The sequence below is a fragment of the Pontibacter anaerobius genome, from assembly GCF_026241195.1.
Lineage (GTDB): Bacteria > Bacteroidota > Bacteroidia > Cytophagales > Hymenobacteraceae > Pontibacter > Pontibacter anaerobius.
Map to the genome: position 1 here is coordinate 247,019 of NZ_JAPFQO010000009.1, position 23,313 is coordinate 270,331.

The 23,313-nt window shown below is 52.2% G+C and carries 16 protein-coding genes; 6 read left to right on the plus strand and 10 right to left on the minus strand.

Annotated elements, in window-relative coordinates; genetic code table 11:
* Nucleotides 1-264 precede the first annotated feature (264 nt).
* Complete coding sequence (gene hemN / locus OO017_RS14605) at nucleotides 265-1,641, minus strand: oxygen-independent coproporphyrinogen III oxidase (protein ID WP_266053301.1); 1,377 nt, start codon at nucleotides 1,639-1,641, stop codon at nucleotides 265-267.
* A gap of 159 nt (nucleotides 1,642-1,800) precedes the next feature.
* Here hemN and OO017_RS14610 point away from each other — a divergent pair, with 159 nt between their 5' ends.
* A complete protein-coding gene (locus tag OO017_RS14610) occupies nucleotides 1,801-2,919 on the plus strand; it encodes an alanine racemase (protein WP_266053302.1) in 1,119 nt (372 codons plus the stop codon).
* 53 nt (nucleotides 2,920-2,972) lie between these two features.
* Nucleotides 2,973-3,794: a glycoside hydrolase family 25 protein gene (locus tag OO017_RS14615; protein WP_266053303.1), complete on the plus strand. Its 822-nt coding sequence runs from the start codon at nucleotides 2,973-2,975 to the stop codon at nucleotides 3,792-3,794.
* An 867-nt stretch (nucleotides 3,795-4,661) separates the two neighbouring features.
* Here OO017_RS14615 and OO017_RS14620 read toward each other — a convergent pair.
* Nucleotides 4,662-5,618 (minus strand): hypothetical protein, encoded by a 957-nt coding sequence (locus OO017_RS14620; protein WP_266053305.1) that lies wholly within the window; start codon nucleotides 5,616-5,618, stop codon nucleotides 4,662-4,664.
* Between the two features lie 76 nt (nucleotides 5,619-5,694).
* Nucleotides 5,695-7,497, minus strand: coding sequence for a glycosyltransferase (locus tag OO017_RS14625; RefSeq protein WP_266053306.1), 1,803 nt, complete (start codon nucleotides 7,495-7,497; stop codon nucleotides 5,695-5,697).
* Nucleotides 7,498-7,697: 200 nt separating this feature from the next.
* Between OO017_RS14625 and OO017_RS14630 the strand changes: the two genes are divergently transcribed.
* From OO017_RS14630 to OO017_RS14640, 3 genes are all read left to right on the plus strand, one after another.
* On the plus strand, nucleotides 7,698-9,026 hold the full coding sequence (locus OO017_RS14630) for a glycoside hydrolase family 2 TIM barrel-domain containing protein (protein ID WP_266053307.1): 1,329 nt from the start codon (nucleotides 7,698-7,700) through the stop codon (nucleotides 9,024-9,026).
* A 234-nt stretch (nucleotides 9,027-9,260) separates the two neighbouring features.
* Nucleotides 9,261-10,019: a nucleotidyltransferase gene (locus tag OO017_RS14635; protein ID WP_266053308.1), complete on the plus strand. Its 759-nt coding sequence runs from the start codon at nucleotides 9,261-9,263 to the stop codon at nucleotides 10,017-10,019.
* A gap of 3 nt (nucleotides 10,020-10,022) precedes the next feature.
* Nucleotides 10,023-10,769, plus strand: coding sequence for a metallophosphoesterase family protein (locus OO017_RS14640; RefSeq protein ID WP_266053309.1), 747 nt, complete (start codon nucleotides 10,023-10,025; stop codon nucleotides 10,767-10,769).
* Between the two features lie 132 nt (nucleotides 10,770-10,901).
* Here the strand turns inward: OO017_RS14640 and OO017_RS14645 are convergent, their stop codons facing one another.
* The 5 genes from OO017_RS14645 to OO017_RS14665 all read right to left on the minus strand — a co-directional run bounded on the left by OO017_RS14645 (nucleotide 10,902) and on the right by OO017_RS14665 (nucleotide 17,727).
* A complete protein-coding gene (locus OO017_RS14645; RefSeq protein WP_266053310.1) occupies nucleotides 10,902-11,162 on the minus strand; it encodes an acyl carrier protein in 261 nt (86 codons plus the stop codon).
* Nucleotides 11,163-11,312: 150 nt separating this feature from the next.
* Nucleotides 11,313-14,492 carry an efflux RND transporter permease subunit gene (locus OO017_RS14650; protein WP_266053312.1) on the minus strand — a complete coding sequence of 1,060 codons (3,180 nt, stop codon included), beginning with the start codon at nucleotides 14,490-14,492 and terminating at the stop codon, nucleotides 11,313-11,315.
* 251 nt (nucleotides 14,493-14,743) lie between these two features.
* Nucleotides 14,744-15,799 carry an efflux RND transporter periplasmic adaptor subunit gene (locus OO017_RS14655; RefSeq protein WP_266053313.1) on the minus strand — a complete coding sequence of 352 codons (1,056 nt, stop codon included), beginning with the start codon at nucleotides 15,797-15,799 and terminating at the stop codon, nucleotides 14,744-14,746.
* A 28-nt stretch (nucleotides 15,800-15,827) separates the two neighbouring features.
* On the minus strand, nucleotides 15,828-17,183 hold the full coding sequence (locus tag OO017_RS14660; protein WP_266053314.1) for a TolC family protein: 1,356 nt from the start codon (nucleotides 17,181-17,183) through the stop codon (nucleotides 15,828-15,830).
* 82 nt (nucleotides 17,184-17,265) lie between these two features.
* On the minus strand, nucleotides 17,266-17,727 hold the full coding sequence (locus OO017_RS14665) for a GbsR/MarR family transcriptional regulator (protein WP_266053316.1): 462 nt from the start codon (nucleotides 17,725-17,727) through the stop codon (nucleotides 17,266-17,268).
* A 272-nt stretch (nucleotides 17,728-17,999) separates the two neighbouring features.
* Here OO017_RS14665 and glgP point away from each other — a divergent pair, with 272 nt between their 5' ends.
* Nucleotides 18,000-19,655: an alpha-glucan family phosphorylase gene (gene glgP, locus OO017_RS14670; protein WP_266053317.1), complete on the plus strand. Its 1,656-nt coding sequence runs from the start codon at nucleotides 18,000-18,002 to the stop codon at nucleotides 19,653-19,655.
* A 995-nt stretch (nucleotides 19,656-20,650) separates the two neighbouring features.
* On the opposite strand, the gene OO017_RS14675 is transcribed toward glgP, so the two are convergent.
* Entirely contained in the window at nucleotides 20,651-22,114 is a 1,464-nt protein-coding gene (locus tag OO017_RS14675; RefSeq protein ID WP_266053318.1) for an aminoacyl-histidine dipeptidase, read from the minus strand.
* Nucleotides 22,115-22,224: 110 nt separating this feature from the next.
* Nucleotides 22,225-23,274 (minus strand): iron-sulfur cluster-binding domain-containing protein, encoded by a 1,050-nt coding sequence (locus OO017_RS14680; RefSeq protein ID WP_266053319.1) that lies wholly within the window; start codon nucleotides 23,272-23,274, stop codon nucleotides 22,225-22,227.
* Nucleotides 23,275-23,313 lie beyond the last annotated feature (39 nt).

The following is a 23,313-nucleotide window of genomic DNA, read 5'->3' on the forward strand; positions in this document are numbered from 1 at the left end:
CGCGACCTGTACGCGCGATGCCAGCAGCTATGAAACTCTTACTTAAAATAAAGTAACAAAAGCCTCCCCCTCCTTTGGCAAGGAGGGGGAGGGGTGGTTAGATCACTTAGAACAGGATATGCTTTCATATATGAATGCGATGCTGAAGACTCGCTGCACATTTACTGGCACCGGTTAGATACCGGCGCCAGTAAAGAAAAAGAGACGCATTATGTTACTGCGTCTCTTCATCCCCAAAATCAAATTAATCATGAAAAGCCTTCGTTATACCGATTTGCTGAACACAGGCTCTGTTGGTTTGGCCTTGCAAAGCTTGGCATCGAAGCACATGGCGATGTTGCGCAGGAAGGGACGGCCAGCCTCCAGCACCTGAATATCATGGTTGCTATAGTCTACTAAACCGTCTGCCTCCAGCGGCTGCAGCCTGATGAGCGCATCCACTATGTAGGGCAGCTCATCTTCGGCCCAGGAAGTATAAAGACGGCACATCAGGTTCAGGATATGCTTGCGGATGATCATGTCTTCCTCTGTCAGTTCATGGCCTTTCAGCAGAGGAAGCACACCGGCCTCTATCGCCTCCTCATAAGCTTCCACTTCTTTAATATTCTGCATAAAAGCCGTGCCGGTGTCGGAGATGCTGGAAGCACCGAGGCCGATCAGCAGCTCGGTATGACGGGGCGTGTAGCCCATAAAGTTGCGGTGCAGCGTGCCATTCAGGGCGGCAAGGCATAACTCATCCTCCGGCAGTGCAAAGTGGTCCAGGCCAATTTCTATGTAGCCCGCCTCCTCCAGCATATTTCGCCCGAGTTCATACAAGGCGCGTTTCTCGGCCGGCTCCGGCAGGTCCGCCTCACAGTAGCGGCGCTGTGATTTGCTCTTCCAGGGCACGTGGGCATAGCTGTAGAAGGCAATTCGCTCCGGGCGCAGCTCTTTTACACGTTCAATGGTATGGCGTATGCAGTCCGCATTCTGGAACGGCAGTCCGTATATAATATCCGCGTTGATGGAAGTATAGCCAATGGCACGGGCCGCATCAAAAGTCTCCTTAGTCTGTTCAAAAGTCTGCATGCGGTTTATCACGAACTGCACACGCGGATCAAAATCCTGAATGCCCACGCTCAGCCTCCGGAAGCCCAGGTCGTAAAGTACCTGCAGCTGCTCGGCGTTGGTGGCGTTCGGATGCACCTCAATGCTAAAGGCCGCATCAGGTGTTACCTCCACTTTCTCAAGTATGGCCTCCAGCATCTTTTTCAGGTTCTGGGCACTGAAGAAGGTTGGCGTGCCACCCCCCAGGTGCAGCTCGGTGAGGCGGGGCTGCTCCTCAAACTCGACCTGGTACCTTTCCCACTCCTGCAGAATGGCGTACAAGTATGGCTCCTCCACCGCGTGGTTCTTGGTGATGCGCTTGTTGCAGCCGCAATAGGTGCACAGGTTCTCGCAGAAGGGCAGGTGCAAGTATAAACTGATACCCTCCGAGCTGTTCGTTTTCCGGAAAGCCTGCTTTACGTGCTGCATCCACTGTGCCTGCGTCAGCGGTTTAGCGTCCCAGTACGGCACGGTAGGGTAGCTGGTATAGCGTGGCGATGGCACATCATACTTGGCCAGCAGTTCGGCGGGGGTGGACTTCAGTGCGTCTTGCATTCTTGGTTTTCCTCTTTTCAACTTTGTTCTATGCAAATGTCAGGAGTATAGAAGGACCAGGAAATGATATTTATCACCTTAAAGTATAAGAGGCTGTTTTTCTTTCAGAAAAGTGCTTAAATTCACAGGATTTGCTACTTTTTGCACCTTATTGTACTTATGAAAATAACAACACCCACGCTACTTTTAGATAAGCAGAAAGCATTGCGTAACATTAGCCGCATGGTGGATAAAGCCCGGCGAAACAAGGTACGACTGCGCCCGCACTTCAAAACGCATCAGTCGGTGCAGGTGGGGGAGTGGTTCCGGGAGGCCGGGGTGGAGGCCATCACGGTTTCTTCGGTGCGCATGGCCCGCTACTTTGCCAACCACGGCTGGAACGATATCATGGTCGCCTTCCCGGCCAATGTGCTGGAGATGGAAAGTATAAATGAGCTCGCCTCGCGCATAAAACTGCACCTGATCGCCGTGAATCAGGAAACGGTTACGGCGCTGGCCCAGGGCCTGCAGCACCCGGTGCAGCTCTCCCTCAAGATCGATACCGGCTACCGCCGCACCGGCATACTTGCCACGAACTATGCGGAGGTGGATGCCATTGTAAAACTGATCCGGGAGCAGGAGAAGCTGCAGTTTGCCGGCTTTGTGGTGCACGACGGCCATACTTACAAACAAACCGACGCAGACGCCATCCAGACCATCTTCAACACATCGGTATACCAGCTGCATTTGCTGCGTGAGCGCTACAAGGCCAAATTCCCGAACCTGCAGCTCTCCATCGGCGATACGCCTTCCTGCAGCATCGTCGAGAACATACAGGGTGTGGACGAGATACGCCCGGGCAACTTTGTGTTCTATGATCTCACGCAGCAGCGCATCGGCTCCTGCGCCTTCGAGGACATTGCCGTGTGTATGGCCTGCCCTGTTGTGGCCAAACACCCCGACCGCGGCGAGATCATACTTTACGGCGGTAGTGTGCATTTCTCAAAAGATGTTATACTTCAGGAGGATGGCTCGTCTATCTACGGACGGGTGGTGGAGCTGACGGAGAACGGCTGGACGGAGTCGCTGGAGGGAATCGAGGTGGTGTCGCTGTCGCAGGAGCACGGCGTGGTGAAGGCATCGCCGGAGCTGTTCAGGAAGTATAACATCGGCGATCTGATGTACGTGCTGCCGGTACATTCGTGCCTCACTGCTGACCTGATGCAGGGCTACCTGACCACAGAGGGCGAGCCAATAGAGCACCTGACGGGCCTGCCGCACAGGGAGCTGAATTCTTAAAGTATAAAGTATAGCAAATTGCCTCCGGGTTTATACTTTTGTAGGCGAGAGATATGGCCACAACCACTAAGCTACCGGTAAAAAAAGCACCTGCCGTAAAGGCTCCTGCCAAGCGTGTTGCCAAGCCCAGGCAGCCACGCAAGAAGCAGCGGTCTGGCGGTGTGCCCAAGCGTTTCTGGATAGGTGTGGCTATGCTGCTGGGCATTGCGCTGCTGGTGTTTTATGTGGAGTATTTCGTGGTGAAGCCAAAGCCGGTCTGGCCCATTGGGCATAGCATTTACGGGGTGGATGTGAGCCACTACCAAAAGGATATCGAGTGGAGTAAAGTGCGTGAGGGCGAGATAACGTTTGCCTTTGTAAAAGCCACGGAAGGTATTTCCTTGAGGGATAAGAAGTTTGAGCAGAACTGGGCCGGAGCGGGAGAGGTAGGGATTATTCGTGGAGCATACCATTTTTACCTGCCGTACCTGGACCCGGAGAAGCAGGCCCGCCATTTCACCAAAACCGTGCAGCTGCAAAGTGGAGACCTGCCGCCCGTGCTGGATGTGGAGGTGCGCGGCCGAAAGCCTGTGGCACAGCTGCGGAAAGACCTCAAAGTATGGCTGGATTATGTGGAGAATGCCTACGGCACCAAGCCGATCATCTATACAGGGTATCACTTCTACAAAGATTACCTTGCCGGCCACTTCGACAGTTATCCACTCTGGATTGCGCACTACGAAGTGCCCAGGCTGCACATAGAAAAGACCAACACCAGCAAGCTCACCTTCTGGCAACATACAGATAACGGCTCCATAGAAGGCATAGATGCCTCTGTAGACTGCAACGTGTTTTACGGCAGTATGCGTGATCTGAAGAGTGTCTGTATTCCTTAAGCGGATCTTGATTATTTCTGACGCAAAGCTCTGCTTGTGCTTTTAAGTTATCCAGTAACTCAGTGCTACGCTTGCTAGTTTCGAACGTGCGTTCTCGGTAGGCTAAGGAACGGAACCTGTAATTGCTTTGGCTGAAGTATAAATTTCATGGCTGTTGGTATTATCAGCAGAAGTACAAACCCACCCCTGCCCCTCCCGAGAGGGGAATTTTCAGCAGACGATTGTCATCCCCCTACCCCCTTCAAAGGGAGACTTGGTTCAAGCTTCGTGAGCAGTGGCTATCGAACTGATCCCAGTCTTTGGGTTGAGCGCCTTTGGAGTTTTTCCGGTGACGAGCGCGAGCGAAGGCAGCCCGAGGCACGAGGGCAGGAAAAGGTCCCAGCGCGATGCGGGAAGACGAGCCCTCCCGGGCTGGAGGGAGCCAAGGCCGGAGGTGCCTGTAGGTTTGTAGGACTGAGGATCAGCAGTAGCTAGGAAGGATAGCTTGTTTCAAGTGGCAGAAGGCAGCGGCTATGCAAGTATAAGTATGCGGACTTAGAAGTCCGCGGCAGAAAGGTTCCGGACAGGGATGTCCGGAACAGCAAAATTGACAGGTACAAGAAGATAGCCCAAGTATAAAGTATAGCTACAGCTGAGTTTCAAACTCAACACCATAAAAGGACACAAGTCTGAAGACTTGCGCCAGAAGGGATGTGCAGAGCTGAAATCAGCGTCAGCCAGAAAGTAAAAATCAAGAATCAGCAGCCAGAAAGTATAGTGCAACAAGTATAAATTGAGAATATCAACCACTACGCTAGCCAACAAAATCTCATAAAAAAAGCACAACCAAACGGCTGCGCTTTCCCTATATCATACTTCTGATCCAATCTAAAACCTGTCCATGTTTCTTTCACGGTTATGCTCCTGGTCCCAGGTGCGGCTGCGGTTGTGGCTGGCGATGTAGTACGGGTCCTTGCGCACATTAAAGCTGTGGTTCGGGTCGTAATCATAATCGCTGTCGCGGTGCTGGATGCGTGTGTTTTCTGCGTCGCGGGCGTAGGTGTCGTTTGGATACTCCGTGTGGCGGCTGCTGTAGTCGCGTGCTCCATAAGGTTCGCCGTAGTTGGTGCTGGAACTGCCGCGGTCATAGCTGCCCATAGAGCCATAGTTGCCGGTGTCGTAGTCTTGGTTTGAGGTGCGGTTGTAGCCACTGCCCATGTAGCTTCCTTCGGAGCCGCCGTAGCTAGACGACGAAGAACTGCCGTAGCCTCTGTTTCTATCCCTGTCGGAGCTTCGGAGGCTGCCACTGCCCTGGTTGTAGTTGTCACGGTCGAAGTCGTAGCGGCCTTGGACGGAGCCCTGGAACCTGCGCGAGGTGTCGGGACCATACAGGTCGGGGTGCGTGTCGTGGCTGTAGCCGGTGCCATGGCTGTCGTAGTCGCTTTGGTAGCCATAGCTACGGCGGCGCTCCGGACCATAACTGCCCCTGCCGCTGTAGTAGTTATAGTCGCTTCCCTGCCGATGCTGGCCGCCTCTGTAATCGCCATAGCCCTGAGCCCCGCCGTAACTGCCCATGTTGCCAAAGTTTCGGGAGGTGCTGTAGGTGCCGTACAGGTCGCGGTCAAGGTCATTGCCGCGCGAGCCGCCCATCTCGTTCCCTTGGTTGCCCCAGGTGCCGCTGTGGCTCTCGTTGCCATAGCCGCCGCGGGCCGATGAACCATAGTCATCAAAGCGGTAGCTGCTGTCTCTTTCAGGATGCCTGTAGCGCTCGGAGCGGTGCGTCTGGAAACTGCGGTTCTCGTCTCTGTCTGAGCGGTTAGAATAATTCGAATAATCTGAGTTCATAGTTCTATGGATTTGGTTTAAAAAGCGATTTTATTCTATACTCTAAACGGATAGAGACTAAAGGGGTTGAGCCAAATTACTTTCCATGTTTAACCGGCAGTATGTGGGGGAAAGCAGTTGTCTGTGCCGAAAGCTCGGAAGCAGGAGTGGTCTGAGCCTTTGTTTGGGGCCAGTAATGCATGACTTCATCCCTGGCAAAAATAAAGGTAACAGAGATAACCGTTGCCAGCAGTACCATCGCGACGGCCACATGCCGGATACCGTCGTAAAAGCCATGGCGGGTGCGCCAGACAGCGTAGCGCAAAGGCATGATCAGGGGTTGCAGCAGCGACGCGTGCAGCAGGTAACGGCGCACCCACTCCATAAACTGCTCCTGGCCAATCACCACGATGCTGCCAAGTATGGCCACATTAGTGAGCGTAAACAGCGCCATCATCTGCACATAGGGGTTGTCATACAGGTGCCCGTACTCATGCTGGCTATACCAGATGGCCCCGATGCTTAAAAGTATAACCAGCACGTTAGGCAGGCTCAGCAGGAAGTTGTTCTTGGGTTTATCGTCCTTGGGCGTTGGGATGTAGGGTACTTTAATGCGCAGTATGGAGTAGATGAACCCAAGCAGGAAAATCCACCAGGTGCCTGTGCGCAGGATACCCCCAAACATGTGAAAGCCCTTTTCATTTTTCTCGTGGTACCACCGCTGCGCAAACTGCCGTATGCAGATGGAGATACACAAGAAGGGCAGGAACATCACCACAAACTCACCCAGCGACACATACCACGGAAACTCCACCAGCACCAGCGCCAGCACCGGAATCAAAAAGTCGATGAGGTTAAAGACCCCGAACAGGTAGTATAGCGGCAGTGTGAAGTAATGGATTTTCTGGCGCAGCGTGAAGTGGCGGAAGAGCCTGGGGTACACCATAAAAAGCAGCTCAAAGGTGCCACGCGCCCACTTTATCTGCTGTTTATAGTAGGCAGCCAACGTGCCCGGTACAAGTCCGCGCGTCAGCATTTTAGGAACGTATTTTGATTTCCAGCCTTTGGCGTGCAGCTGCATGGCCGTGTGCATGTCCTCTGCCAGGCCTGCCGCGTGACCGCCTATACTATCCAGCGCCTCGCGGCGGAAGGTACAGTTGGCCCCGATTGCCTGCACCGTGCCGTAGCTGTTCATGCCCATCATCATGGGGCCATAAAAACTGTAGGTTTGCTCCGCTGCCCCGTAGGCCACCAGGCTCTCCTTTTGGTTGCTGTAGCCCTGCACCACCTGCACAAAACCCACTTCCGGATCCTCAAAGTAGGGCAGTACCTCATCCAGGATCTCCGGAGCAGGAACATGGTCGGGGTCCAGTACCAGGCAGATATCGCCGGTGGCCTGTTTCAGGGCGTTGTTGATGTTGCCCGCCTTGGCGTTAATCTTCTCTTCACGGGTAACGTGTACCACCCCCAAACGCTCGCACTCAGCCTTCAGATAAGGATCGTCGCCTTCGTCGCAGAGGTAGGTGGTGTGTGGGTAACGGATAGTCTGTATCGCCTCCAGCGTGTTGATGATCATGCTGTGCGGTTCGCCGGGGCAGTAGGTGGTTAGCACATCCACCGTATAAGCTGTTCGCAGTGCAGGCTTCACGGGCACACTTACCGAGTAGTAGTGGTACCATTCGTGCAGGGTGCGCAGTAATTTAAAGCCTAGTGCCGTTGTGAGTAACCAGTACAGCGGCTCGTACCCGATATGGTCTTCATCTAGAAACCAATAGAGGAAAAGCGCCATGGTGAGAAGGCCCATCCAGATCATGAAGCGGATCGTGCGCACATCACGCCGAAGCGGTGCCTGGTCTTGTGATGGAGTTGATGTATGGAGCGAGGATAAAAAGTGTCGCATGTAAAAACACGGCTTAAGGGTGTAAATGTGTGGTGTTTTAGCTTCTTAGTGCGGTATATTGCTATTTTAGCTTCCGTTCGATACGTGTGAACATCGCTTACAACACGTCTTTATACTTGAAACAAGCAGAAATGTTCTGCGTACACCACCTAATCCGTTCAATAAAATTTACCATCCTGCTTATTCCTATGCTTCACCCTTTGCCACAGAAGCTCCTGCCAAAATTTATCGTGTACATGGTGTTATGCCAACTTCTCTTTGCCTGCAGCTCCACGCCCGATGTCTCTGACAAGTATAAACCGCAGGGCCGTAAAGTGGAGGTAGTGAAGAAAGGGGAGACGTTTACGCTGATGCGGAACGGGAAGCCATACTTTATAAAAGGTGCCGCCGGCTATGACTTTTACGGCCGCCTGAGCAAGTATGGCGGCAACTCCGTGCGGGTGTGGCACACCGATAATGCGCAGCAGATACTGGACTCTGCCCACGCACATGGGCTAACCGTTACGCTTGGCCTGTGGCTGGCCCGTGAGCGCGAAGGGTTTAACTACTATGATAAAGAGCTGGTGGAGCAGCAGCGGGAGGAGCTACGCGAGGTAGTGCTGAAGTATAAAGACCACCCTGCCTTGCTGATGTGGGGAATTGGCAACGAGCTCTACGCCGAAGGATCAAACGTGAAAGTATGGGACGCCGTGAACGGTATTGCAGAGATGATACATGAAGTAGACCCGGACCACCCGACAACCACCACCGTGATGAACGTGCCCCACAAAGTAGTGAACCTGATCGTGAAACGTGCCCCGGCCCTGGATATACTTTCTATCAACGCTTTCGGGGCTATGCACGACCTGCCGCAGGAGCTTGCCAGAACCGACTGGGAGGGACCATACCTGGTCTCCGAGTTTGGGGCGCGTGGTTACTGGGAATCATACTTTACCTGGTGGATGGCACCGATTGAGCAGACCAGTTCTGAGAAAGCCGAGTTTGCCCGACAGCGTTACGAGCAGGCTGTGTTGGCCGATACCAGCCGCTGCCTCGGCTCCTACGTGTTTTTGTGGGGCAATAAGCAGGAAACCACGCCTACCTGGTTCAGCCTGATTAATGCGCAGGGCGAGGAGACGGCACTGGTGCACGAGATGCGCCAACTCTGGGGCGATTCAACATCCAACCTGAACATGCCTCCCTACATTGCTTACCTGAAACTGAACGGTAAATTCGCCTTTGACCAGATCTACCTGAAGCCGGGGCAGACCTTCGAGGGCGCTGCCTATACCTTCGATCCGGAGCAGGATTCTGTAAAGGTGCAGTGGGAGGTGCTGCCTGAGGCAGAGCAGCAGGACGGCAACGCCGATAAGCAGGAAACTCCCAGGCCTCTGGCTAATGCGCTGGTAAAGCAGGAGGGCACCAAAGTATGGCTGCAAACTCCGCGAAAAGAAGGTGCTTACCGGCTATATTTATACTTGCGCGATGGGCAAAACAACCTGTCCACGGCGAATATCCCCTTCTACGTTACCAACAAGCCTTTGAAATAACCCTGCTTAAAATAGTGCAATCTATCGTTTGGTAGTTATACTTTTAATGCTGTTAAGAGCTGCTTATGGCGTAATTTGTTCAAAAGCAGGCAACCTGCAGGGGGCTAAGGTAGTACAACAATTTTACGCTGCTTTGGTGAAATCACCTGTGATGGCTGCTCCCAAAGCAGTGCCCACCTCAGCCAGCCGCAGCCTGCTTTGGCGGCTGCTTAAACCTAATTCTGAAATCAAAACATGATGGCTAAAGTAATAGAGTTACAGGAAGGAATCCACCGCCAGGCTGCGCACGACTTTTACCGTGAGGCCCTGGGCATAATGGCGGATAGCAATATTGATTTTATGGTGGGAGGGGGCTTTGCCCTGCGCCTCTACACAGACATTATGCGCGACACGAAAGACCTCGATGTGTTTTGCAAGGCAAGCGATACTCCCGCTATTCTTAAGGCCTTTAAAGAGAATGGCTTCGACACCGAATTAACTGATGTACGCTGGCTGGCCAAGGCCATTAAGGGCGAGCATTTCATGGATATTATCTTTAACAACCCCGGTAATCACTGCGCCGTGGACGATAGCTGGTTTGAGCGATCAACGCTGAGCGAATTGCTGGGCATAAAAGTGAGGGTGATACCTGCGGAAACCTTGATCTGGTCTAAGCTGTATGTGCAGAACAGGGAGCGCTACGACGGGGCCGATATAAACCACATTATTTTGCGCTATGGCGATAAGTTGGATTGGAAGTGGCTTTGGCAGCACATGGAAACCCATTGGCAGCTGTTGCTGGCCCAGTTCCTTTCTTTCCAGTTCGTGTACCCTTCGGAGCGCGATATTATACCGGTGTGGCTCGTGGATGAGCTGTTTAAAAGAGCAAAAAACGAGTTGGAGATGCCGGCGCCGAAAGAGAAAATTTGCAGGGGCCCCCTCATTGACCAGACCCAGTACAAGATAGACATCACCGACTGGGACTTTAAGGTTGTAACCATCAGATCAGTATAAACAATGGCTACTAATAAAAAAGAGAAAAAAACCAGGATTGCGGCAGTAGGGGATATACATGTGCGGGAGACAGACCGTGGGAAATGGGAAGCGTATTTTGAGAAAGTGTCAGAGGAGGCGGATGTGCTGCTGCTGTGCGGCGACCTGACCGACACGGGCCGCACAGCTGAGGCAGAGGTGCTGGCAGAGGAGCTGAAGTCCTGCACCATACCTGTAGTGGCTGTGCTGGGCAACCACGATTATGAGCGAGACCATCAGAAAGGAATCCGTAAGGTATTGTTAAAGCAGCACGTGCACCTGCTGGATGGCGATAGCATTGTGATCGGAAACGTTGGGTTTGCCGGCGTAAAAGGTTTTGGTGGAGGCTTTGATAATAGTATGCTGGGGATGTTCGGGGAGCCGATGATCAAGCAGTTCGTGCAAGAGGCCGTGGACGAGTCGTTGAAGCTGGATGGTGCCCTGGCCCGCATTGACAGTGAGCATGTGGAAGTGAAGAAGATAGCCGTGCTGCACTACTCTCCCATCAAAGCGACTGTGGTGGGGGAGCCGGAGCAGATTTTCCCGTTTCTGGGTTCATCAAGACTGGCGGAACCCATTAACCGGCGAGAGGTGGTGGCCGCCTTTCACGGGCATGCGCACATCGGTACGCTGGAGGGCGAAACTTCCAAAGGCGTGAAAGTATACAATGTGTCTAAACCCATACTTCAGAAAGAAGGCTTCGACCCGCCTTTCTTTATTTTTGAAGTATAACTGAGCCTGTAAGAAAGTATGACCAGGGTTTATACTTTACACAAAGTATAAGACTGCTTCATGAAGGACCATAAAAAAAGGAGCCGCACGTATACTTGTGGCTCCTTTTTTCTGCTTACACTCCCAGCTATGTTAGCTTGCCTGCATGGCGCGGTGGGTACAAACGTAGTTCACAAAATCATCTACTGTGTAAACCGGCACCTCATCCGGAATGGTAAGCTGGTAGGTTTTTTCCACCTTCAGGATGATATCCACCACATCAATGATGTCGAGGCCCAGCCGGGTCAGGTCGCGTACCTTTAGCAGGCGGTTGGGGTTAATGTTAGTAATGGAGGTGATGATGTGCACCACTTCATTTTGGATTGCCTGTGTATTTAGAGTTACATTTTTCATGGCATGTAAGGGTAAATCAGGTAAAATATAGCTGCTTTTGGCTCTGTTAATGTACCGTGAGCCGGGGGTATGGTTTAAAAGATTGCGAAGGCCAGTAGCCCCCGCAATCTCACCACAAAACAGTTGTTTAGGTATAAAAACAGGTTTTTCTTAGTGCGCAAACTCGTGCGCCATCTTCTTCTCTTCCAGTTCCTTAGTTTCGAGCTCCAATTCTTCCATGCTCTTGTCTTCCAGCTCGATCACTTTTTTCTTGTCCCATCCGAACTTGGCAAGTATACGGTCGAAGCCGTAGTAGATAATCGGCACCACGATCAGCGTCAGGAACATCGACGAGCTCAGACCACCGATCAAAGCCCATGCCAGACCGTTTTTGGTTGCAGCCACCGAACCACCTGCCAGTGCGATCGGCAACATACCAATCACCATCGCCAGCGTTGTCATCAGGATAGGGCGGAAACGGATACGAACCGCTTCTACCAAGGCGTCTTTCACAAACACGCCTTCATCTTTCAGCTTGTTCGTAAAGTCCACCACCATAATCGCGTTCTTCGCCACCAGACCGATCATCATAATAATACCAAGTATAGAGAAGATGCTCAGCGACTGGGCTGCAAGCGCCAGTGCAAGCAAGGCACCAATGATCGCCAACGGTATAGAGAACAGTACAACCAGCGGATACACGTAAGAGTCGTAAAGCGCCACCATGATCAGGTACACGAAGATGATGGAAGCAAGCAAGGCAATACCCAATGTACCGAAACCTTCGCTCTGGTTTTTCAGGTTACCGCCAAACTCGATGCTTACACCGTCAGGCATTTTTACTTCAGCGATCTTCGCCTGTATGTCGGCACCTACCGAACCAGACGGACGGCCGATTACCTGCGAGTTCACGTTAACCGAAGTAACACGGTTGTAGCGCTCCAACTGCGACGGGCCGGTAGACTGTTTGATATCAGCGAACTGCGCCAGGCGTACGATCTGCCCTTTGTTGTTCACGAAAGACAGGTTGCCAATGTCGGTAACGCTACGGCGGTCAAACTCATCCAGACGGATGTTGATGTCGTAGTCTTCGGTGCCGGAACGGAAGGTAACATCAGAGTTACCGCTGAAGGCCAGCTGCATACTTGCACCCACATTCTCCAGCGACAGGCCAACGTTTGCCATCTTATCACGGTCCACCACTACTTCAATCTCAGGGTTACCGCCCTCCACCGACATGTCCACGTCGGCAGTACCTTGCACGCTCTCCGTGATGGCCATCACTTGCTGCGCGAAAGTCATAACAGAATCCAGGTTAGAACCCGAGATAATGAGCTGGATCGGCGCCTGCGCAGTACCTACCAGCCCCACCGGAACCGGCGTTACTTCCACGTTCGGCAGTTTGCTTTCGATATCTGCCTTGGCCTGGCGGCTGAACTGCTCTGTGCTGAAATCGCGCTCCTTCACATCTACCAGCGTTACCGATATGTCTGCTTTATAAGCGGTATTCTGCCCGGCTTGTGCCGACGAAGTGGTACCTACGGTGGTGAACACTTTCTCTACTTCTGGGATGGCCTGCAGGTATTGCTCCACTTGCTTGGTGGCAAAGTTTGTCTGCTCTACCGTCGCGTTCTTAGGCAGCTCCAGCTGTAAACTTACTTCACCACGGTCGCCGGCAGGTATAAATTCTGATCCGATAAAGCCAAAAGGAACTAGTGCAAACGAAGCAAACAGCATCAGTATAGTTACAGCTAGTGTAATAAACTTATGGTTAAAAGCCCACTTCAGCGCAGCTGTAAAGCCATCAATAATCCTGTCCAGCAGGCGCTCGAAGGCAAGTATAAATCGTCCGAAGATGTTCTTATCCGAGATATGCTCCAGGCGTGAGAAACGGCTGGCCAGCAGCGGGATCAGGGTAAAGGCCACGAACAAAGAGATCATCGTTGCCACGGCTACCACCACCGCAAACTGGCGCAGGATGTCTGACACCAGACCCTGAGAAAGCGCAATCGGGATAAATACGACTACGATTACCAATGTAATGGAGGTAACTGTCGCCATAATCTCACGGATACCATCGTAGGCAGCCTGTGCCGGCTTTTTGCCCATCTCCATGTGGCGGTGAATGTTCTCAATCACCACAATGGCGTCGTCCACCAATATACCCACCACCAGCGACAGCGCCAGCAGCGACATTAAGTTAAGCGAGTAACCCAGCAGGTACATGGCGATGAAGGTGGCTACCAACGAAGCTGGGATGGAGATCATCACGATAACCGCGTTACGCAGCGAGTGAAGGAAAAGCAACATCACTACCGCTACAAGTATAACCGCAATCATTAAGTCGTGCATTACCGAGTCGGCAGCCTCCAGGGTAAAGTCGGAAGAGTCGCTGGCAACGTTAAATTTCAAGCCCTGCTCTGCATAAGTTTGCTCCAACTTGGCAAGTGCTTCTTTTGTAAGTCGGCTTACCTCCACGGCGTTGGCATCAGACTGCTTCTGGATGGTAATACCTACCGAAGCATTTTGGTTAACTCGTGTCAGTACTTCGGTGTCTTTCTGGGTGTCCTGTACTTCGGCCACATCAGCCAGCCGAACTATACCTTTATCATCTTCACGTATGATCAGGTTGCGCAACTGCTCCAGCGACTGGAACTTACCAGCCAAACGGATCTGCGTCTGCCCGCTTTCCTGCTTTATCTTACCCGTAGGGAAGTCCAGGTTAGAGTTGCGGATCTTCTGCTGCACCTGTAGGATAGACAGGTTGTAAGCTTCCAGTTTGTCAGCATCGATGTTCACCTTGATCTCACGTTCCTGACCACCCAAAATCTTGATGGCAGCCATACCTGGTACACGCGACAGCTCCGGCTTGATCTTCTTATCAATCAGATCATAGAACTCAGTTGCCGACATGTTGGCCGTAGCGCCCATCTTTATAATTGGAAGGTCGTCGAAGTCGAACTTGTTCAGGGTTGGTGCATCAGCATCCTCCGGCAGTTTAGCCAGAATCGTGTTGATCTTACGCTGCGCGTCCTGCAAACTCAGGTCCACATCGGTGCCCTGGTTCAGCTGAATGGTGATGATGGAAAAGCTCTCCAGGGAGGTACTTTTCATCTCCTTCACGTTCTCCAGCGAAGAAAGCGCGTCTTCAATCTCCTTTGTTACTGAGTTCTCCACCTCGTTTGGCGAAGCACCCGGGTAAATAGTACTAATGGTAAGTACCGGCGGGCTGAACTTCGGTAGAAGCTCATAGTTAAGCGATTGATAGCTGACAATCCCGAGCAGTGAAAGGACGGTAAAAACCACCACTACCAGGGTTGATCGCTGTATCGATAATTTGGTTATGTTCATTTCTAGATTCTCTTAAGAAAGAAGTTTTATACTTTGGAGCTTTATCTCCTGATGTTTTTCATCCCCCTACCCCCTTCAAAGGGGGACTTTTCCGCTTTACTTTTCCACTTTGTCATCCTGATGGGATCTTGAGTGAAGAGAGGTAAGCTTTAGATATTAACCCACCCCTAGCCCCTCCAAGGAGGGGAATTTTACCTTGCGGTTAGTCCCGCTTGGAAGGGGGTAGGGGGATGACAATCGAAACCCGGATATTACTTCAGGACCGACACCTTAATGCCTTCGCGCAGGTTGATCTGGCCGCTCTGGACCACTTTTTCGCCTGGCTTCACACCTTCCAGTATCTCTACTTTGTCTTGTGAAACAACACCAACCTTTACTTTGCGGGTATAGGCTTTTCCGTCGTTAACCACGTAAACACTCGGGTTCTGAATGCTGCCAACTATAGTTTCACGAGGTAAGAGGGTGGCGTCGCGCTGGTCAGCTACATCGAAGAAGGCAGTGCCATACATGCCGGCTCTCAGGTTATTGTTAGCGGCATTTTTTACCTCCACTTCCACATCGAACTTCAATGTTGGGTCGGCTTGCGCACCAATGGCGGTAACCACGCCTTCATATTCCTGGCCGGAGCCTGCATCGGCTTTCACGGTTACCTTGTCTCCTTTGTTGATCAGCAGAACTTCGCTTTCGTTTACTTTAACCTGCAGCTTCAGCTTATCCACGTTCACGATGTCGTATAGTTTGGAGCCCAAGTTTAAGTAAGAGCCAACTTCTACATAGATCTCGTTTATCTCGCCGCTGATAGGGGCAGTAATACGGGTCTTGTTCAAGCGCTGGCGTGCAGCAACCAGTTGTGCTTGTGTAGACTTAGCAGCTAAGCGGGCTTCCTCCAGTTGGCGCTGGGTAATGGCTTCGCCGGCAGCCAGGTTTTCAAAACGCTCCAGGTCTCTTTTGGCTTTCTCGGCGTTTGTTTGCGCTGTAGCCAGGTCAGCAGCCATGGTGTTGCTCTCAACCTGCAGCAGTAGCTCTCCTGCCTTCACTTTATCGCCCTTGCGCTTCAGCACGCGCTGTATCTGTCCCTGCGTTTCCGAAAGAAGCGTTAGGCTCTGGATAGGGGCGAAGTTACCCTGTGCGGTAAAAGACTTGTCCAGCTTTGCCGTTTCAACCTCAGCCAGGGTTACCGGAATGGCGTCGCTTTTAATCTCTGCTACTGCGGCATTGGCGGCCATCTGCTCTTTGTTGCTCATCAGCTTGTAGCCAACAGCAGCCAAAATAACCAGTACAACTACGATATAAATTACCTTCTTCATGTGTCTTTATGGTGTTATATTTCTTGTCTTAATTAGTTAGTTTCTCAAGCTCGCCTCTGGCTTTCAGATAAGTTAGTTGGGCTACTTTATACTTTAAGTTTTCATTGTTCAGGTTGGTGTTAGCCTCCCGCAAGCTTACCTCAGCCTCCAGCAGGTCGGTGAGCGGAGAGATCCCTTCCTTATAGCGATCGTTGGTAATATCGTACACTTCCTGCGCCAGGTCCACGTTCTGCTGCTGCACCTCAATAGAGCGCTGGCTGTTCTGGAGCTGGGCAAGGGCATTGGTCAGTTCAACGGCTGTATTATTCTCCAGCTTAGACATGTCCTGCTCAATCTTTTTCATCTCCAGCTGCCCCTGCTTTACCTGGGCGTCTTTTCTGAAGCCGTCGAAGATGGGGATGTTTAGCTGCAGGCCTACAACGGATGTCTTGAACCAAGGCACTTCCGAACCAAAAAGCTCATCGCGCTGCGTATTGTAGCCATACTGGCCGTAGGCAGACAAAGTAGGGTAGTAGCCCGCCTGGGTATTCTTGATGCTGTAATCCTGCAGCTGCTTCTGCGTTTGCAGGAGCTTGAACTGCGTTTTCTGGGCGGTTGCCTGCTCTGCAGTTATCGCCTCCGTTACCACGTTATCAACCCCGCCTTCAGCATTGGTAAGCGTTATATCTTGCTCCAACGGCATGTTCATGAAGAACTTCAGAATATTCTTCTGTTGCTCATAAGCTGTAGTAAGCGACTGCAACTGGTTCTCCAGGTTGGTCTTATTCACTCTGATGCGGTTCACATCCACCTTGGCCACCAGGTCATTCTTATACTGCAGCTCCATAATGCGCTCCAGTTCTGTTAGGCGCTTCAGGTTGGCATCTATGGTTTCAAACTGCTCCTTTGTCTGAAGCGTCTGGTAATAGGCGGTGCCGATGTTATAGATCAGGTCCTCCTTTGCCATTTCCTTTCGCAGTCGGTAGAGGTCCTGCGTGGTTTTGGCTGCTTTCAGGCCAACAAAGTATGACTGGTTGTAGAGCAGCTGCGTCAGGCGCACGTTGGCGTTGGCATTATAGTCCTTACCAAACTTTACTGGTATATCCTCCCCAGGTCTTCCTGCCAGGGCACCCGGTAGAATCTGGGTCGGCAGGGCCGGGTAGTAATCAACTCCGCCGGATGCATTTAACTGTGGCAGTCCCTGGCTACGGGCCTGGCGTATCTGCTGTGTACCTATTTCCTCGTCGTAGGTCGCCTTCTTCACATCCTGGTTATTATTCAGGGCATAGTCTATGGCTTCCTGCAGCGTCAGCTCCTGCGCCTGTCCGCCAGAGACTGGCTCCTGGGCAAAGGCTGGCTTCAGGAAAACCGCCATCAGGCCAATTAAAAAATACTTCTTTATCACGGTTGTGTGGTTATGTATTATTTAGTAAGTTCTGTTTAGTTATGGTTAGTTCTGGAAAATGAGAACTTTGTAAACAAAAAAATTATTTTCGCTGCTCCTCCCACTGCTGAAGCAGCATTGGTAGCTCTTTGTGCAGGTACTTCAGGAAATCAGCCACATCCAGTATGTTGCGGTTGTACTCCGGTGTGCTCTTCGTGCGCTCGGCCACTACCTCCTGCAGCGTATCTGAGAAATTCGTGATGGAGTCGATCTCCTGCAGCACCAACTCCCGCCACCTGTCCAGCTTCAGCCGGAAATAGCGTTTGCGGTCGCCGCTGAAGGTGATGTAATCCAGCCTGTTGAGGTGCTGCAGCAGGTTAAGCGCATTGCTTGTAGCGCTTTTGCTGATGCCCAGCACCTCCCGGATCTCGTCAAAAGTGAGCTCCGGCTTATCGGAAACGTAGAGCAAACCTATGATGCGGCCAGCCACGGGTTGCATACCGGTCTTCTCCTGGAAAACTCCTATGCGCTCTATCAGTGCCTGTTGCTTTTCGGTTAACTTCATATTAATTTCTCTTTTTGTGAGAACAGAACAAAGGTATGGATAAGTTCTGTTAGTTCCTAATTTTGAGAACTAAATAGATGACTGCAAATTAATGCCTGCAAAAGTATAAAATCATCCTGTAAAACGAGCATCCCGGGTGGTTTAAAACGGTATCTATCTTTAAAACTGAAACTTGCGTAGGAGGTTAGGGTATACCATTTATTCCGGCTTGTGTTTAACAGGCAGTGTGTTAGCACCGGAAATGAATTTACAATCTAAAAGAATAGCTCATTATGGCTTCACAATATAACAGGTGGTTTCACCCATACGAAATAAATGACCAATACAAGAAACGCGTGGCTTACTTCTGCATGGAGTATGGCATAGACCAGGCACTAAAAGTGTACTCCGGTGGCCTTGGCTTCCTGGCTGGCTCGCACATGCGCAGCGCCTACGAGCTGCGGCAGAACATGATCGGCATTGGCATGCTGTGGAAATTCGGCTATTACGACCAGGAGCGCAACGAGGACCAAACGATGCGGCCGCACTTTCAGCAGAAGATGTATTCTTTTCTAGAAGACCCGGGGATTACCGTGCGGGTGGTGGTAAACGAGCACCCTGTGCTGGTAAAGGCCTTGGTGCTGCGGCCCGAGGTGTTCGGCACCGTGCCTATGTACTTCCTCACCACCGATATCCCGGATAACGACCACCTGGCCCGCACCATTACGCACCGCCTCTACGACCCGGAGGAGCAAACGCGCATTGCGCAGAGCATTGTGCTGGGTGTAGGGGGCGCCAAAGTGGTGGAGGCGCTCGGAGGTGCCGAGATTTACCACATGAACGAGGGACACGCCCTGCCGCTGGCCTTCAGGTTGTTCGAGGAGTATGGCAAGCTGGACGAGGTGCGCAAGCGCCTGGTGTTTACCACCCATACCCCGGAGAAGGCGGGCAATGAGGAGCATGATATTTACCTGCTGAACAGGATGAGCTTCTTCAATGGCATCTCGCTGGACGAGGTACGGGAACTGACGGCTATGCACGGGCAGATGTTTGACCATACACTGGCTGCGCTGCGCCTGGCCAAAATTGCCAATGGCGTGTCGCAGTTGCACGGTGAGGTGGCCCGCGACATGTGGTACGACAATGAGGGCGTTTGCGAGATTAAATCGATCACAAATGCGCAGAACTTTAATTTCTGGGCCGATATGGAGCTCTGGGCCGCGCAGGAGCGGGACGATGACATGGCCATGAGCAAAAGGAAAGAGGAGCTGAAACGGCAGTTGTTTAAGGAGGTGGCAAACCAGGCAGGCAAGCTTTTCAGGCCTGATGTACTTACCATCGTGTGGGCCCGCCGCTTTGCCGCTTACAAGCGCGCTGACCTGATAACCCGCGACATCCAGCGTTTTGTGGACCTGGTAACCAACCAGGAAATGCCGGTGCAGGTGATCTGGGCGGGCAAGCCATACCCGTTTGACTATGGAGCGATCAATGTATTCAACAAGCTTGTCAAGATTTCGCAGCAACTGGATAACGTAGCCGTACTGACCGGGTATGAAATTGAGCTGTCGCGGAAGCTGAAGCAGGGATGTGATATTTGGCTCAACACCCCGAGACGCCCGAGGGAGGCATCCGGCACCAGCGGTATGACAGCGGCCATGAATGGCGGTGTAAACGTATCGGTGCAGGATGGCTGGCTGCCAGAGTACGCCCGCAACGGCGAAAACAGCTTTGTGTTGCCGGTTGCAGATACCACTAAAACCAACGAGGCGCAGGACGATGAAGACTACAGTAATCTGATGCGGTTACTAGAGAAGGAAATCGTGCCAATCTACTATCACAACCAGGACCGCTGGCGCCATATCATGAAGCAAAGTATGCGCAACGTGGTGCCGCATTTCGAATCGAACCGGATGGCGCATCAGTATTATGAGCAGCTGTTTAATAGTTAATTGTTGCAGTTGGCCAAGTACAAAAGCAAGAAGCCGCTCAATGTAAGAGCGGCTTCTTGCTTTAGGTTGATTCTTTTTTAGTTGTTGGGATACCCGTTTATCCGCTACTTTAGCTGCGACATTTTTTAAAGCTACCCGTTTTGGCGCAAGTTTTCAGACTTGTGTCTATAAATGATGTTGAGTCTCTGCCTCAACTGTAGCCATACTTTATACTTTGGCCATACATTTATACTTGTCGCTCCCGCTGTTCCGGACATCCTTGTCCGGAACTTTCCTGCCGCGGGTTTCCTAATCCGCATACTTATACTTTCATCGCCCCGGCTTCCATCAACTGGACAAAAGCTATCCTATTCTGCTACTGTTCATCCTCAGTCTTACGAACCTACCGTTTCATTTCCGGCTTTGGTTCCCTCCAGCCCGGGAGGGCTCGTCTTCCCGCATCGCGCTGGGAGCTTTTCCTTTGCTCCTGCGTCGCAATGCCTCGCTGCCGCTCGTCACCGGAAAAACTCCAAAGGCGCTCAACGGAAAGACTGGGATCATTTTCCAATACCCACCGCTGACGGAGCTTGAGCTGGGCTCCCTCTCCTGTTCTTAGGAGAGGGTTGGGGAGAGGTGAAATTCCCCTCATTAGCCGCTGCACTCGCCACTGTCCCCTTGAGGGTCTATAGGAGTGGTTGGATAATCGTCTGCTGAATTCCCCTCCTCGGAGGGGCAGGGGTGGGTTAATCGTTCTATGGAAAGTTCCCCTTGGAAGGGGGCAGGGGGATGATAATTGTTTACAGAACTCAACCTGACACCTCCGGCCTCAGTGAAGCCGGAGACTTCACATCATTTGCAGGACACGAGTCTGGAGACGCGCGCCAGAAAAAGTTTATAGCAGTAGGGGCAGGTAGCGAGCATCGCACTGAGGGTTGAAGCTCGCGTGCTTCAGTAAAATCTAAAAACAAAGAAGCCGCCCAGTATATGGGCGGCTTCTTTACATCAGTTTTATCTATCTACGCCTTCTCCGGAATACGCTGCAGCGTGTCCAGCAGGTAATCCCAGTACTTCTGCACGGAGCTGATCTGTACTTTTTCATCCGGGGAGTGGGCGCCACGGATGTTTGGGCCGAAAGAGATCATCTCCATGCCCGGGTAGTTGGAGCCAAGTATACCGCACTCCAGGCCGGCGTGGCAGGCATTCACGTCGGGCTCACTGTTGAACTTGCTGCGGTACAGGTCGCTCATCAGCTTGATGATAGAGGCATCCCGGTTAGGAGCCCAGCCTGGGTAAGAGCCGCTCAGGGTAACCTCGGCACCTGCCAGTTCCAGCGCAGATTGTATGGCAGTGGCCAGGTCGTCTTTCTCAGAATCCACGGAGCTGCGCGTGAGGCAGAGGATTTTATACTTGCCGTCTTTCAGCTCCACGCGCGCCACGTTGTTGGATGTCTGCACCAGCCCCTCGATCTCAGGGCTCATGCGGTAGATGCCGTTTGGAGTGGCGTACAGTGCACGCAGCAGTGTTGCTGCAAAATCTTTGGAAGCTACCTGTGTCGGGGCTTCTATTGTCTCCAGCTGCACTTGCAGGTTCGGGTCGGTGGTTTTATACTCCTGCACCACTATGGCGCGCTGCTCCTCCACATATTTTTCAAAAGCAGCCTTATCACCTTCTGCCACCGCAATTAATGAAGAAGACTCACGTGGAATTGCGTTGCGCAGGCCGCCGCCGTCTATACTTCCGATGCGCAGGTCGAACAACTTACTTGCGTGGTGCAACAGGCGGTTCATCAGTTTGTTGGCGTTGCCGCGGCCAAGTATAATGTCCATGCCGGAGTGGCCGCCGGTGAGGCCTTTCACCGTGAGTTTGTAGCCGGCCATACCTGCCGGGGTGGCTTCCTGCTCATACTTTCCGGTTGCCGTAATATCCACGCCGCCGGCGCAGCCGATGGTCAGTTCACGATCGTCTTCGGTATCGAGGTTCAAAAGTATACTTGCGTCCAGCAGTCCGCCTTTCAGGCCCAGCGCGCCGGTCATGCCGGTTTCCTCATCAATCGTAAAAAGCGCCTCGATGGCCGGATGGGAGATATCCTTTGAGGCAAGCAGGGCCATGATGGTCGCCACGCCGATACCGTTGTCAGCGCCCAGGGTGGTGCCGCGGGCCTTTACCCAATCTCCATCAACAAACATGTCGATGCCCTGTGAGTCGAAGTCGAAGTCTGTATCGTTGTTCTTCTGGTGCACCATGTCCAGGTGGCTTTGCATGGCCACAGTCTGGCGGTTCTCCATGCCCGGGGTGGCCGGCTTTTTAATGATGACGTTACCCACCTCATCCTTAAAGGTCTCCAGCCCGAGTTTCTGGCCAAAGTCAAGTATAAACTGTATCACGCGCTCCTCTTTTTTAGACGGGCGTGGCACAGCGTTTAAGTCAGTAAAGTTTTCCCAAAGCGCCTTCGGTTCCAGGCTGCGTACTTCAGTGCTCATAGTTTATATAGTTTTAATTTCCGATTTTGATACAGCTGTTGCTGCTGGCTTAAAGTTACGGGTTTCAGCTGTAAAAACAGGGGGAGAAGTACAGAAAGCCTTTCGACGAGCTACAGTTCCAACACTGCCGGTCCTCCCACGGGGTAGCCCACGCAGGTAAGTGTAAGCCCCTGCTGCAGGTCGCGCTCCGTCAGCACCTCGTTATACGACATCCATACCTTACCTTTGGTGCAGCGGGCGGTGCAGTTGCCACATTTACCTGCCTCGCAGCTGTAGGGCAGGTTTAAACCCGCTTTCCGCGCCGCCCGAAGTATAGTGTCCGGGTACTCCATCGTTAGTTTATACTCCCGGTCTTTGTAGCGAAGTATAACTTCGTGCGGTTCGGTGTCCGGGGGCATCTGCTTCACGGAGACTTTAGTGGTGTTAAAGTTCTCCCTTCGGATGTTTTCGTTAGGTGCATCGATTTGCCGGAGCGCCCAGTAGCACATGCGCATATAGCTGTGTGGCCCGCAGATGTAGAACAGCACCTGTTGCAGCGGCGCCTCGGCAAACTGCCTGACAAACTGCTGCAGCAGGTCTTTGTAAAGCCGCGCCTGCGCCAGGTTTGGAGAGTTGCTGAACAGGAACTGCAAGCGGAAACGCTTCGGGAAAGTATGAGCCAGCTGCTCCAGCTCCTTTTTATAGATCGCCTTTGCAGGCTTGCTGTTACTGTAGATGAGCATAACGGCCACATCAGGGTAAGTATAAAGTATGGTTTTGAGCAACGACAGTTCCGGCGTAATGCCGCTGCCGGCAGCCAGCAGAAACACCTGGCGGTAGTCGTGCATGTTCTCCGGAAGTATAAAAAGCCCGGCGGCACCGGCGGCGTATACTTTGTCGCCCACCTGCACGTCATCTACCAGCCTTCGGGAGAAAAAACCGTTTTCGATGCGTTTCACGCCGATGCTCAGCGGCTCCTGCAGGGCAGGCGAGGAGGTGATGGAGTAGGAGCGGCGGATGTCCTGGTTTTTTTCAGTATGCACGAGCGTGAGGTACTGGCCTGCTTTGTAGTCGATCGGTTTGTCCGGTTTAAGTATAAAGGTCTTGAAATCCGGGCGTTCCTCATGGATTGCTGTAACGGTAAGGGTATAGTGGTCTGATGCGGTTGATTGGTTTGCCATAGTGTGATTGCATACGCAAAGGTTTGCATGATCGGTACG